Here is a 12,998-nt window from a genome sequence, read left to right as displayed (position 1 = left end):
TCAGCATAGCCAGGATGAGAACCCTTCTCATCTTTGCGGCCACCGATAATTCCGGCCGCCCCCAAGCTTGTCCGCCCTCCAAATGACCACGATCCGCCAGCAAGACCTCATCGACAGCGTTGCTGCCGCCCTGCAGTACATCAGCTACTACCACCCGGCCGACTACATCGCCCACCTGGCCCGCGCCTACGAGAGCGAAGCGTCGCCCGCGGCCAAGGACGCCATCGCCCAGATCCTGACCAACAGCCGCATGTGCGCTGAAGGCCGCCGGCCCATCTGCCAGGACACCGGCATCGTCAATGTCTTCCTGAAGATCGGCATGGATGTGCGCTGGGAAGGCTTCAGCGGCAGCATCGAGGACGCCATCAATGAAGGCGTGCGCCAGGGTTATCTGAACCCGGACAACAAGCTGCGCGCCAGCGTGCTGGACGACCCCATCTTTGCGCGCAAGAACACCAAGGACAACACGCCCGCCGTCGTGCAGATGGAGCTGGTGCCCGGCAACACCATCGACGTCATCGTCGCGGCCAAGGGCGGTGGCAGTGAGAACAAGAGCAAGGTCTACATGCTCAACCCCAGCGACGACATCGTCGACTGGGTGCTGAAGACCGTGCCGACCATGGGCGCCGGCTGGTGCCCGCCCGGCATGCTGGGCATCGGCGTCGGCGGCACGGCCGAGAAGGCCGCCCTGCTGGCCAAGCAGGCGCTGATGGAAGACATCGACATGTACGAGCTGCTGCAGCGCGGCCCGCAGAACAAGCTCGAAGAGATGCGCATCGAGCTGTACGAGAAGGTCAACGCCTTGGGCATCGGTGCGCAGGGCCTGGGCGGCCTGACCACCGTGCTGGACGTGAAGATCAAGACCTTCCCGACGCATGCGGCCAGCAAGCCCATCGCGATGATCCCGAACTGCGCGGCCACCCGCCACGCCCACTTCGTGCTGGACGGCAGCGGCCCGACCTACCTCGAGCCGCCCAGCCTGGACCTGTGGCCCGACGTGAAGTGGGCGCCGGACTACAACAAGAGCAGGCGCGTCGACCTCAACACGCTGACGCCGGCCGAGGTGGCCACCTGGAAGGCCGGCGAGACGTTGCTGCTGAACGGCAAGATGCTGACCGGCCGCGACGCCGCCCACAAGCGCATCCAGGACATGCTGGCCAAGGGTGAGCCGCTGCCGGTGGACTTCACCAACCGCGCGATCTATTACGTGGGCCCCGTGGACCCGGTGCGCGACGAAGTCGTCGGCCCAGCCGGCCCGACCACCGCCACGCGCATGGACAAGTTCACCGACATGATGCTGGCCAAGACCGGCCTCATCGCCATGGTCGGCAAGGCCGAACGCGGGCCGGTCGCCATCGAGTCCATCAAGAACCACAAGAGCGCCTACCTGATGGCGGTCGGCGGTTCGGCCTACCTGGTCAGCAAAGCGATCAAGGGCGCCAAGGTCGTCGGCTTCGAGGACCTCGGCATGGAAGCCATCTACGAGTTCGACGTGGTGGACATGCCCGTCACCGTGGCGGTCGACGCCACCGGCACCAGCGCCCACATCACCGGCCCGGCGGAGTGGAAGCAGCGTATCGCCTCGGGCAAGGCCGTCGGCATCCCGGTCGCCTCGGCCTGACGCCTACACAATCGGGTGGTCAACCTTGACCACCCGATATGACCCAAGTCCGCCCCCTCCAGCCCACCGACCGCGCCGCCTGGCAGCCCCTCTGGGACGGCTACAACGCCTTCTACGGCCGTGCCGGCGAGACCGCACTGCCCGCTGAGGTCACCGAGACCACCTGGGCGCGCTTCTTCGACGCCACCGAACCCGTCCACGCCCTCGTCACCGAGGATGACAGCGGCGCCCTGCTCGGCCTCGTGCACTACCTCTACCACCGCAGCACGACGCGCGTCGAGCTGACCTGCTATCTGCAGGACCTGTTCACGACACCTGAGGCGCGTGGCCGCGGCGTGGGCCGCGCCCTGATCGAGGCCGTGTATGCGGCGGCCCGCGAGGCGGGCATCAAGCGCGTCTACTGGCAGACGCACACCACCAACGCCACGGGCCGCGCGCTGTACGACAAGGTTGCGCATCACATGGGCTTCATCGTCTACGCCCAAGACGTCGCCTGACCTCGGAGGACTTCAAGTGCGCCTGTTTTTCGTCGCCGCCGTCCTGCTGGCGCTGTACACCCTCTCGCCGCCCGCCAGGGCACAGACCTGCGCCCTGACGCCGGTCGCCGGCGAGATGCGCGAGCTGACCTCGGGTGGCCGCACGCGGACTTATCGACTCTTCGTGCCGCCTGCCGTCGCGGGCCGCAGCCAGCTCCCGCTGGTCTTCGACCTGCACGGCACGGGCGGCAAGACCGCGGGGCGCGCCAGGGAAAGCGGCTTCGAGACACTGGCGGCGCGAGAGGGCTTCGCTGTCGCCACACTGCAGGCGGAAGACTCGCGCTGGAATGTGCCGGTGGCCAGCACCCGCGCCGACGATGTGCAGTACGTGTCCGATGTCATCGACCACATTGCCGCCCAGGTCTGCATCGACCCGAAGCGGGTCTATTCGACCGGCTTCTCAGGCGGCGGGCGCATGTCCTCTCTGCTCGGCTGCCGCCTGAACCACCGCATCGCAGCCATCGCACCGGTCGGCGGGCTGCGCTGGTTCGGCCCCTGCGCGGGCCGCGCCGTGCCGGTGCTCACCGTGCACGGCCTGGCGGACTCGACCAACTCCTACGAAGGTCATGCCGACCGCGGCCCCGAGTGGGTGGAAAGCGTGCCGGAGGCCCTGGCCGGATGGGCCGCCCACAACCGTTGCCAGCCCAAACTCGTCCAGGACGCCCAGCCCGGAGCGCTCCAGACCATCCGCTACGCGGGCTGCACGGGCAACTCAGAGGTCAGGCTGCTGCGCATCGACGGCATGGGCCACATCTGGCCCCATACCGAGGTCGATGCAACCGACACGATCTGGCAGTTCTTCAAGGCTCACCCGCTCCAGTAGGTCGAACACAACAGGAGACTCGCATGTCCAACATCCGCGCCTACGCCGCCCTCGCCCCCGGCGGCGCCCTGCAACCCTTCGACTACGACCCCGGCCCGCTGGGCGACGAGGACGTCGAAGTCACCGTCGAGCACTGCGGCATCTGCCACTCCGACCTGGCCATGATCGACAGCGAGTGGTTCCCGGCCGCCTACCCCGTGGTGCCCGGCCACGAGGTCATTGGCCGCGTCACGGCGCTGGGCGCTCATGCCAAGGGCCGGCAGATCGGCCAGCGCGTCGGTGTGGGCTGGCATGCCAGTAGCTGCACGCATTGCAATTTCTGCCTCGGCGGCGAGCAGCATCTGTGCGGCAAGCGCCAGCCGACGCTGATCGGCCGCCATGGCGGATTCGCGGACCGGCTGCGCGCCCACTGGAGCTGGGCCGTCCCGCTGCCCGATGCGCTCGACCCTGCCGCCGCCGGCCCGCTGATGTGCGGCGGCGGTACGGTCTTCCTGCCCTTTGTGCTGCATGCCATCAAGCCGACCGACCGCGTCGGCGTCGTCGGCATCGGCGGCCTGGGTCACCTGGCCGTCAAGTTCGCACGTGCCTGGGGCTGCGAGGTCACGGCCTTCACGTCGTCGCCCTCCAAGCGCGACGAAGCCCTCGCACTGGGCGCGCACAAGACGCTGTCCAGCGTCGACAAGGCCGAGCTGAAAGCCGCCGCCGGCAGCCTGGACTTCCTGCTCATCACCGTGGGCGCCGCATTGAACTGGGACGCACTGCTGGCCACGCTGGCACCCAAGGGCCGCATGCATCTGGTCGGCGTCGTCACCGACGCGATGGCATTGAAGAGTGGCGGCCTGCTGAGCTGGCAGAAGAGCCTGTCGGCCTCACCCACACCGCCGCCCTCCGTCCTGAAGACCATGCTGGACTTCTCGGCACGGCATCAGATCCTGCCGCAGGTGGAACGTTTCCCGATGAGCCGCGTCAACGACGCACTGGATCACCTGCGCTCAGGCAAGGCGCGCTACCGCGTGGTGTTGGACGCCGATTTCTAGTCGCCAGTCGGTGCAGGTGCCTCCGGCGACGTGGCCGTGGTCGCCGACTTCGGCTGGCGCTGCACCTGCTGCGGGTAGGGAATGTCCACGCCCAGGCGCTGCAGCGTGTGCAGCACGGCCAGGTTGACGTCCGAGCGCACGCCGCCGCTGCCGTTCTCGGGGTCCATGATCCAGAAGAACACGCTCAGCTCCAGGCCGCTGTCGGCAAAGCGGCTCAGCTGCACCGATGGCCCCGGGTCGCTCAACACGCGCGGGACTTCGGTGACGGCTTTGGTGATGGCCTGCATGACGTTGTCGACGTCGCAGTCGTAGTCCACCTGCACCACCGTCGACAGCAGCACGCGCGGGTCGGCCAGCGACGAGTTCTCGACCCGCTGCGTGATCAGGATCTCGTTGGGCACGATGGCTTCCTTGCCGCCGAGCGACCGGATCACCGTGTAACGCGTCTTGATGTCGGTCACGCGGCCCTCGAAGCCGTCGACCTTGACCATGTCGCCGATGCGCAAGCTCCGCTCGGCCAGGATGACAAAGCCGCTCACGTAATTCGCCGCCAGCTTCTGCAGGCCAAAGCCCAGGCCGACGCCGAGCGCCCCACCCAGCACGCCCAGGGCCGTCAGGTCGATGCCCGCGGCCGACAGCGCGAACAGCAGGCCGATGAAGAGCAGCAGCGAGCGGATCGCGTTGGACGCGATCTTGCGCATGGACAGGTCCAGTGACTCGCGGCGCAGCAGCTGGGCCTCGATGGCCGACGAGATCCACAGCGCAACGACCAGCACCAGCGTGGCCGTCAACCCGCCCTCGATGAGGTTGCGCAGCGTCAGCTTGACGGTGCCGAATTTCCAGCCGATGTCGTCCAGCTCGTCCATCAGCACGGGCCACAGCCCGGTGATCCACAGCACCGCGCCGATCCACACCAGCCAGGAGCCCAGCTTCTCCAAGGCCTTGAAGGCGGTCGAATTGGGCCAGGCGGCGCGCAGCACGCGGGCGATGAGGCGGATGGCGGCCAGCGACACCAGCACCGGCAGCGCCAGCTTGAACAAGGCCGGTGCCAGCCCGTACAGCGGCAGCAGGCGGCGCGCACCAAAGGCCAGGGCCAGGGCGAACAGCGGGAAAAGCGTGCCGTCGATGACGCGATCGCCGAACAGCACGCTGTTCTCGCGCCGGGTGACGGCGCGCGACAGCGCCCAACTCAGCAACCCTGCCAGAGCCAGGCAGCCGAATAGCAGGCCCCATTCGGCCAGCGCGTCGGCGCTGAAGACACGGGTCAGCAAGGCCTGGAGTTCGGCCAGGCTCAAAGGTTGGTGCATACGGTTTTAGTCAGTTGGGGACAGAGCTACTCGCTGCGCTCGGGCGGTCTGTCCCGCAAAATTCTCAGCTTAGTTGGGGACAGAGCTACTCGCTTCGCTCGGGCGGTCTGTCCCGCAAAGTTCACAAATCAGCCAATACGCGCAAATGGACGCCCACGCTGCGCGCGAGGGCGTGCAGGTTATAGCCGCCCTCCAGGACCGACACGATACGGCCTTGCGCATGACGGTCGGCCACGGCCTTGATCTTCTGGGTGATCCATTCGTAGTCGGCCTCGACGAGGCCCAACTGGCCGAGATCGTCGTCGCGGTGGGCGTCGAAGCCGGCGGAGATGAAGATCATCTGCGGCTTGAAGCGCTCCAGGGCCGGCAGCCACATGGCCTCGATGATCTCGCGCACCTCGCCGCCACGCGTGTAGGCCGGCAGCGGTACGTTGACCATGTTGGTACCCTTGGGGACGGCACCGCTGTAGGGGTAGAGCGGATGCTGGAACAGGCTGACCATCAGCACGCGGTCGTCGCCGGCAATGATGTCCTCGGTGCCGTTGCCATGGTGGACGTCGAAGTCGACGATGGCCACGCGCTTGAGGCCGCGCCGGTCCAGCGCGTGTCGGGCGGCGATGGCAACGTTGTTGAAGAAGCAAAACCCCATGCTCTGGTCGCGCGTGGCATGGTGGCCGGGCGGGCGCACCGAGCAGAAAGCATTGTCGGCACGGCCATCGATGACGAGGTCGGTCGCCTGCACGGCCGCACCCGCGGCGTGCAGGGCAGCGGTCCAGGTATGCGCGTTGGCCGAGGTGTCAGGGTCGACCGCGCAACGTTCGCCCGTCTCGGCGCAGGCCCGCAGCAGGGCGCCGATCTCGGCGACATAGCCGTGGGTGTGAGCCAGCTCCACGTCCTTGAGGTCCACCGGCCGGGCGTCGAAGTACTCGAGCGCCTGGCCCAGGCCCGAGGCGATCAGCCAGTCGTCGATGGCGGCCAGCCGCTCCGGGCATTCGGGATGGCCTTCGCCCATGTCGTGGCGGCGGCATTCGGGAGGGTTGAAGTAGGCGGTAGGCATGTCTCTTGATATGGTCCAGCCTCATGACGCAAGCTCCATCACGAACGCTGGCAGCGCAACTGCTGGCACTGCAAAACCAGATTAGCACGGTCATCAAGGGCAAGCCGGCGCAGATCGCCGATTCCCTGGCCTGCCTGATCGCCGGCGGCCACCTGCTGATCGAGGACCTGCCCGGCGTCGGCAAGACGACGCTGGCCCATGCGCTGGCCATTTCCCTGGGGCTGAAGTTCTCGCGCCTGCAGTTCACGGCCGACCTGCTGCCCAGCGACCTGCTGGGTGTCAGCGTCTACGAGCGCGAGAAGAACGGCTTCGCCTTCCACCCCGGCCCGGTGTTCGCTCAGGTGCTGCTGGCCGACGAGATCAACCGCGCCGGCCCCAAGACCCAGAGCGCGTTGCTGGAGGCCATGGAGGAGCACCAGGTCAGCATCGAGGGCATCAGCCACCCGCTGCCCGAGCCCTTCTTCGTCATCGCCACGCAGAACCCCAGCGAGCAGCTCGGCACTTTCCCGCTGCCAGAGTCGCAGCTGGACCGCTTCCTGATGTGTATTTCCCTTGGCTACCCCGACGCCGCCGCCGAGCGCGAGCTGCTGACCGGGAAGGACAGCCGCGAGCAACTGCGGTCGCTGGGCGCCCTCATGACGCCGGCGGAGCTGATCCAGGCGCAAGCCGCCGTCAAGGCCATCCACGCCGCGCCGCCGCTGCTGGACTACCTGCAGGCACTGATTGCGGCCACACGCTCGGGCCAATGGTTCGTGGAAGGCCTGTCGCCGCGCGCCGGCCTTGCCGTGCTGCGAGCCTCCCGCGCCCGGGCCCTGCTGCAGGGGCGCGACTATGTGTCGCCCGACGACGTGCAGGCCATCCTGCCGCAAACCATCGCCCACCGCCTGCAGCCTCGCGCCGGCGCGGGCCGCGGCGCTCGCGAGCAGGTGCGGGCGATGATCGAAGCCATCGCCCTCCCCTAGCTTGGCGCTGATTGCCGGCCTGGCGCTCCTGCGCAGCCGGCACGTCGCGGTTGGCCGGACGGGTTAGGACCGGGCAGATCGGCGGGATGGTTATCCTGCCGCCCCATGTACGTGCCCTTCTTCGGCTTGAAACAAGCGCCGTTCTCGATCGCGCCGGACCCGCATTACCTGTTCATGAGCGAGCGCCACCGCGAGGCGCTGGCCCATCTGCTGTATGGGCTGGACGGGGGCGGCGGCTTCGTGCTGCTCACCGGCGAAATCGGCGCCGGCAAGACCACCGTCTGCCGCTGCTTCCTGGAGCAGATCCCGGCGAACTGCAACGTCGCCTACATCTTCAACCCCAAGCTCACCGTCCCTGAGCTGCTGCAGGCGATCTGCGACGAATTCCATGTCGTGGTGCCGGCGGGCGCGCGGACGGTGAAGGACTACGTCGACCCGCTGAACGCCTTCCTGCTGGCGCAGCACGCGGCCGGGCGCAACAACGTGCTGATCATCGATGAGGCGCAGAACCTCTCGGCCGACGTGCTGGAGCAATTGCGCCTGCTGACCAATCTGGAAACCAGTGAGCGCAAGCTGCTCCAGGTGGTGCTGATCGGCCAACCCGAGCTCCGCGGCATGCTGGCCCGGCCGGAGCTGGAGCAGCTGGCGCAGCGCGTGATCGCGCGCTTTCACCTGGGCGCGCTGTCCGAGGCCGAGACGGCGCAGTACATCCGCCACCGCCTGAACGTGGCCGGCCTCACCGGCGCGCTGCCCTTCGACCGCAAGGGGCTGCGCCTCATCCACCAGCTCACCCGCGGCGTGCCGCGCCGCATCAACCTGCTCTGCGACCGCGCGCTGCTGGGTGGCTATGCCAGCGGCCAGGCGCAGGTCACGCGAACAATAGTGCGCCAGGCTGCGCGCGAGATGTTCGACGAGCAGGCCGCGCCGCCCGTGCCCAGGCGCAGGCCCGTCGCGGCGGGCATTGGCGTGGCCCTGCTGGCCGCGGCCATCGTGGGCGGCTGGCTGGCCTGGCGGGCGCAGCAGGCCACCATGGACGGGCGCCTGCAGAAGGCCAGAGCGGAGGGCATGGCTGCGGCTGCCAGTGCGGCATCTGCTGCGGCAGCGGCTGCGAGTGCGGCTTCGCAACCCGCCTCCGCGGCCAGCCGCGCCGAGCCAGCCCCCGAACTGCTGACGCTCGCCGACTGGAAGCCGCAGGACGCCGACGCCTGGGCGGCCCTCGCCCAGCGCTGGGGCCTGCCGCTGCCGGACAAGGCCGACCCCTGCACCGTGGCCGCGCAGCGCGGCCTGCAGTGCTACCGCAGCGGCAGCGGCAGCCTCTCGCTCATCCGCCTAATCGACCGCCCCGTGCTGCTGACCCTGCAGCGCCCCGGCCACCCGGCGGCCCTGGCCGCGCTGGTGGCGCTGGGCGCGCAGCACGCCACGCTGGTCGTGGACGGCACGCCCCGCCGCGTCACGCTGCCCGAGCTGGCCGGCGCCTGGCGCGGCGAGTTCACGACCTTCTGGCGCGTGCCACCGGGCTATGCAGAGCGGGCCGAGAACATCGTTCCCCTGCGCAACTGGCTGGCCACACAGCTCGCCAGCGTGCCGGGTAGCGCGCCGTCCGCGCCGGCCTCCGCACCCGCGCCCGGCTGGCCCGAGCTGAGCCGCCAGGTGCAGGCCTTCCAGGCCAGCCAGGGTTTGCAACCCGATGGCCGCGTCGGCCCCATCACCCTGATGCAGGTCAACCGAGCTGCCGGTATAGCCGAGCCGCGCCTGGACGTGGCGCGCTGAACGCGAGAATCGCAAGACCTAACGCCATGTCCTACATCCTCGACGCCCTGCGCCGTGCCGAAGCCGATCGCGAACGCGAGCGCGGCCAGGTGCCGGGCCTGAACACCCAAGCGGTATCCACCAGCGACGCCGCCCGCGCCGCCGGCCCACGCCGCTGGCTGCCCTGGGCCGGCGGCGGCCTGCTGCTGCTGGCTGGCATCGGCGCCGGCAGTTGGTGGGCAAGCGGCCCGCAGGACGCGACCCCGCCGGTTTCGCCGCCAACGCCCACCCCGGTGGCCACCGCGGCGCCAGTGGCTGTGCCCGCGCCACCCGCCGCGCCAACGCCACAGCCCACCGCGTCCGCCTCGCCCTACCTGCCACTCGTGCCACCGCCGGTCGCGGTGACCACAGCACCGGCGCCCCGTCCCGTCAGCGAGGCCACGCCCGCACCCGTGGCTGTCGCCGTGCCTGCCCCCGTCCCTGCTGCACCGCCCGCCCCAGCTCCCACCCCAGCCGCCGAAGCTCCCATCCCCCGCCTGGCCGAGCTGCCCGAAGCCATCCGCCGCGACGTGCCCCGCATCGTCGTCAGCGGCTCCGTCTACTCCGACGACCCGCGCGGCCGCTTCGCGATGATCAATGGCGAGGTGCTGCGCGAAGGCGCCCAACTGGGCCCCGACCACGTGCTGGAGCTGATCCGCCCGCGCGAGCTGGTGTTCAGGTTCAGGGGCCACCGCTACCGACAACCGGTGTAGGGGCACCGAGGCCGCCACGTCGCTGGCAAAGCAACAGCATGCCTGCAGCACCATGCATCGCCATTGACGCGTACCGCACGCCACAGGCAGACTGGCGGCCTTCATCAATCAGCCCGCAAAGGAGAAGACCATGGAACAAGCAGATCGTGTCGCCCTCCTCCTGCCGGCTGCCTGAGCGCCCAGCACCACTGAGTTCGAACTCGCGTTCGGACTGACCTCGCGTCCACCGCGGGTCCATTGATCGCCGCAACAGCGCGGCCGGCTTCCCACCTGTTGCTCCGCGCCACCGTGCGCGGACGAAGCCCACTTTCAATGGACTCCCATGATCGAATTCGATTTCGAGACGCTGCACGCCCTCGGGCTCACCCCCGCCATCGCGAGCCGTGCGGTACAACTTCCTCAACCCCATGACGAACCCGGCCTGCGCCTGGCCCGCGTGGTGGAGGCGCAGCGCGACTGCTTCACGCTGCATGACGGCCACACCGAGCTGTTTGCTCGCGCGCTGCCCCGGCTGGTGCAGCAGCTGCAGGCCCAGGTTCAACAGCTGACCATCGGCGACTGGGTCGGCGTTCACATCGACGCGCACGGCCAGGCCTGGATCGCCGACCGGGTCGAGCCCGTCACGCAGATCGCACGCCGCGCCAACGACGGGCGCCGCCAGCCGCTCGCGAGCAACGTCGACGCGGCGCTGCTCGTGATGGGGCTGGACGCCGACTTCAACGCGCGCCGCATGGAGCGCTACATTGCGATGGTGCGCGCCTGCGGCGTGGTGCCGGTCGTCGTGCTCACCAAGCTCGATATCGCGCCGCAAGCGCAGGCACGCATCGCCGAGATGTATGCCCGCCTGCCCGCGACCGTGCCGGTGCTACCGGTCAACGCGCTGACGCGCCAGGCCAGCACCGAGATCGGCCCTTGGCTGCATGCAGGCCAGACGCTGGTGCTGCTCGGCTCCTCGGGCGCCGGCAAGTCCACGCTCATCAACACGCTTGCCAACGCCGGCCAGGCCACGGGCGGCGTGCGCCAGGGCGACGGCCGCGGCCGCCACACGACGACGGCGCGCTCGCTGCACCGCTGCGTGCAAGGCGGCTGCATCATCGACACGCCGGGCCTGCGCACCTTCCGGCCCGATGCTGACGCCAGCACGCTCGCCGCCACCTTCGAGGACGTGCAGGCGCTCGCGCAGCAATGCCGGTTCCGCGATTGCTGCCACGAGAACGAACCCGGCTGCGCCGTGCGCGCCCGCGTCGACGCGGACCGGCTCGACAACTACAAGAAGCTGATGCGCGACGCCCAGCGCGGCGAGCAGACGGCGCTGGAGCGCATAGCGCAGCGCAGCAAGTGGAAGAAGATCGGCAAGGCGGGCAGCCAGCGTGCGCGGGAGAAGAGGGCTTGAGGGGGCTCGAGCAAGACAGCGGCTTGGCAATGCCAGCATCTCATGCAGATGACGACCTCCGATCGCTAGAAGGTGTTCCGACCCGAGAAGAACGCAATCATTTGCGCAGACTGCTCTGGTCTGCATCGGCGGTGGCACGCGTGCTAGTGGGACATAGCCGTCGAATCGCGAGTCATGCGCCGTGTCGGATCGAAGGGATGGTCTCGCCTGGCACCTCGCGTGAGGCCAACGGCGTCAGCGTGCTGGCCCGGTCCGAACTGGCGCAATTCGGCAAAGGTCTTCGCCCAGTCGCTCGGTGGCTGAAATCCTTCACCACAATCGTCACCGACGCTGGTGGAGGAAACGTGCGTGACGGCATCCAACAGTAGCTGACTAAATCGCTTTGTATCCGCAAATCCCAGTTTGTTCTTGACGTCGTGATTTGTAGCCGTGACGACGCCGTTCGACGACAGGATGTACTTGTCGAAATACTGCGTTTGCGCCACGAGCGAAACCTTCTGGCCATCCAGATACCCTTTGAGTGCGTCATCCTTGAATGGATACGGCATGCCCGACCAAAAAGCGTTGAACAGTCCATCCCAGTGGCTCGGCAGGTAAGTCTTCGGATGAATGACCGGGACAACCATTTCCGCCACCGGCTTTCCGCCTGTGCCGATCCATGCGTCGACCTTAGTGAGTCCGGCATCCGTCATTGCAGCGGCCAAGTTGCCAAGAGGTGGCCCGAAGTTCACACCGTCGACCACGATGTCCTTGTCCAGATCGAACGCGCTTGCCGAATTGCTGACGAAGAATGAGAGCTGGCCCTCGGGACTGTCCACCGTGAACAGGTAGGCCCTGTTACCGCCCCCGTTGGGGTAGTCCTCTCCAACGCCGGCGCGAAGGCCTCCGGACTTCGGGTCGGGAATCGGCGGTCGATACAGCTCTCGCGCAAAGTGCTGTATCGGATTGCTTGAGTCGCCGCTGTGGTTCCAGCGAACGACACGCATGGTGATGCCGTCGCCCAGTGAGATCTTTTCGCCGCCGCTGACGCTGCGGCATTGGGACCCGGCTACGCCTTGTGCTGCGGCTTGCATGCAAGTGGATGAGCCGCCAATCATCGGGGCGCCGGTCAGTTTCACCCACGTGGGGGTGTCCCAACTGTGGTCCCAATGACTGTGGCCGACAACAAGCAGATCGAGCTTGTCAGTCCCCAGCATTGCATCGCGCACCCTGGTGATGGAGGCGACGTCGACGCCTGCCGGCTCCTTCGTGTAGGCATACACGTCATTTGCGTAGACCGGAGACGCCGTGAACAAGTTTTCGGGCAGACGGGAGATGTAGCCGTCCATGACAATGCGCTTGTCGCCGACCTTGAAATACCAATTGGCGATCGACATCCAGGTCATTTCCACCGACGGCGGCGCTGCGTTGGCGACCGACGAGAAGATCACCGCAACAGCCGCAGAGGGCACCCAGCTCACCAGCTTGTGCTTCATCAAATTCTCCAGTGGGGCAGATAACCATCTCCAGACGTCGCAGATACGTCATTCGGGCATTTCGTGGGTGTTCATAGGCAGCGTGTATTCCTCGGCAATGCGCACTTCGACGCGGCTAGCCCCCCCGAAAGCAACCACTTCAACCGTCGGCTCCTGGCCGATCCGCGAAATTGGCAGTGAACCCCGCCTCTCAAGAAACACCCACCAAATAGTTGATCTGCAAAGAGGTTTCAGGCGGTCTGGGCCACGGGCACGATCTGCATGCCGAGTTGCTGAGCCCGCTGCC

The 12,998-nt window shown here is 67.8% G+C and carries 11 protein-coding genes; 8 read left to right on the top strand and 3 right to left on the bottom strand.

What is annotated here, in order from left to right; genetic code table 11:
- Nucleotides 1–82 precede the first annotated feature (82 nt).
- The 4 genes from ASC91_RS20875 to ASC91_RS20860 are packed head-to-tail and all read left to right on the top strand — an operon-like array spanning nt 83 to nt 4,017.
- Entirely contained in the window at nt 83–1,621 is a 1,539-nt protein-coding gene (locus ASC91_RS20875; RefSeq protein WP_056201398.1) for a fumarate hydratase, read from the top strand.
- A 38-nt stretch (nt 1,622–1,659) separates the two neighbouring features.
- The gene (locus ASC91_RS20870; protein ID WP_056201395.1) at nt 1,660–2,118 is read left to right on the top strand and encodes a GNAT family N-acetyltransferase; all 459 of its coding nucleotides are present in this window, start codon (nt 1,660–1,662) and stop codon (nt 2,116–2,118) included.
- Nucleotides 2,119–2,134: 16 nt separating this feature from the next.
- Complete coding sequence (locus tag ASC91_RS20865; protein ID WP_056201393.1) at nt 2,135–2,980, top strand: PHB depolymerase family esterase; 846 nt, start codon at nt 2,135–2,137, stop codon at nt 2,978–2,980.
- Nucleotides 2,981–3,003: 23 nt separating this feature from the next.
- Nucleotides 3,004–4,017 carry an NAD(P)-dependent alcohol dehydrogenase gene (locus ASC91_RS20860; protein ID WP_056201390.1) on the top strand — a complete coding sequence of 338 codons (1,014 nt, stop codon included), beginning with the start codon at nt 3,004–3,006 and terminating at the stop codon, nt 4,015–4,017.
- Here ASC91_RS20860 and ASC91_RS20855 read toward each other — a convergent pair.
- Together ASC91_RS20855 and ASC91_RS20850 are read right to left on the bottom strand one after the other, a co-directional pair.
- Nucleotides 4,014–5,324: a mechanosensitive ion channel family protein gene (locus tag ASC91_RS20855; RefSeq protein ID WP_056201386.1), complete on the bottom strand. Its 1,311-nt coding sequence runs from the start codon at nt 5,322–5,324 to the stop codon at nt 4,014–4,016. The two genes, ASC91_RS20860 and ASC91_RS20855, sit on opposite strands and share 4 nt — an antisense overlap.
- Before the next feature lie 121 nt (nt 5,325–5,445).
- Nucleotides 5,446–6,381: a histone deacetylase family protein gene (locus tag ASC91_RS20850; protein WP_056201382.1), complete on the bottom strand. Its 936-nt coding sequence runs from the start codon at nt 6,379–6,381 to the stop codon at nt 5,446–5,448.
- Nucleotides 6,382–6,404: 23 nt separating this feature from the next.
- Between ASC91_RS20850 and ASC91_RS20845 the strand changes: the two genes are divergently transcribed.
- The 4 genes from ASC91_RS20845 (at nt 6,405) to rsgA (ending at nt 11,237) form a co-directional block, all read left to right on the top strand.
- A complete protein-coding gene (locus tag ASC91_RS20845) occupies nt 6,405–7,343 on the top strand; it encodes a MoxR family ATPase (protein WP_056201379.1) in 939 nt (312 codons plus the stop codon).
- A 105-nt stretch (nt 7,344–7,448) separates the two neighbouring features.
- The gene (locus ASC91_RS20840; protein ID WP_056201377.1) at nt 7,449–9,113 is read left to right on the top strand and encodes an ExeA family protein; all 1,665 of its coding nucleotides are present in this window, start codon (nt 7,449–7,451) and stop codon (nt 9,111–9,113) included.
- Between the two features lie 26 nt (nt 9,114–9,139).
- Nucleotides 9,140–9,844 carry a general secretion pathway protein GspB gene (locus ASC91_RS20835; RefSeq protein ID WP_056201374.1) on the top strand — a complete coding sequence of 235 codons (705 nt, stop codon included), beginning with the start codon at nt 9,140–9,142 and terminating at the stop codon, nt 9,842–9,844.
- Between the two features lie 322 nt (nt 9,845–10,166).
- A complete protein-coding gene (gene rsgA / locus ASC91_RS20830; protein ID WP_056201371.1) occupies nt 10,167–11,237 on the top strand; it encodes a ribosome small subunit-dependent GTPase A in 1,071 nt (356 codons plus the stop codon).
- 143 nt (nt 11,238–11,380) lie between these two features.
- On the opposite strand, the gene ASC91_RS20825 is transcribed toward rsgA, so the two are convergent.
- Nucleotides 11,381–12,712, bottom strand: coding sequence for an MBL fold metallo-hydrolase (locus ASC91_RS20825; RefSeq protein WP_056201370.1), 1,332 nt, complete (start codon nt 12,710–12,712; stop codon nt 11,381–11,383).
- Nucleotides 12,713–12,998 lie beyond the last annotated feature (286 nt).

Origin of the sequence: Pelomonas sp. Root1237, from assembly GCF_001425055.1 — a bacterium.
In the GTDB taxonomy this organism is placed as follows: Bacteria; Pseudomonadota; Gammaproteobacteria; order Burkholderiales; family Burkholderiaceae_C; genus Pelomonas.
The sequence above is the reverse complement of the archived record's forward strand: the minus strand, read 5'-3'. Positions and strand labels throughout refer to the sequence as shown.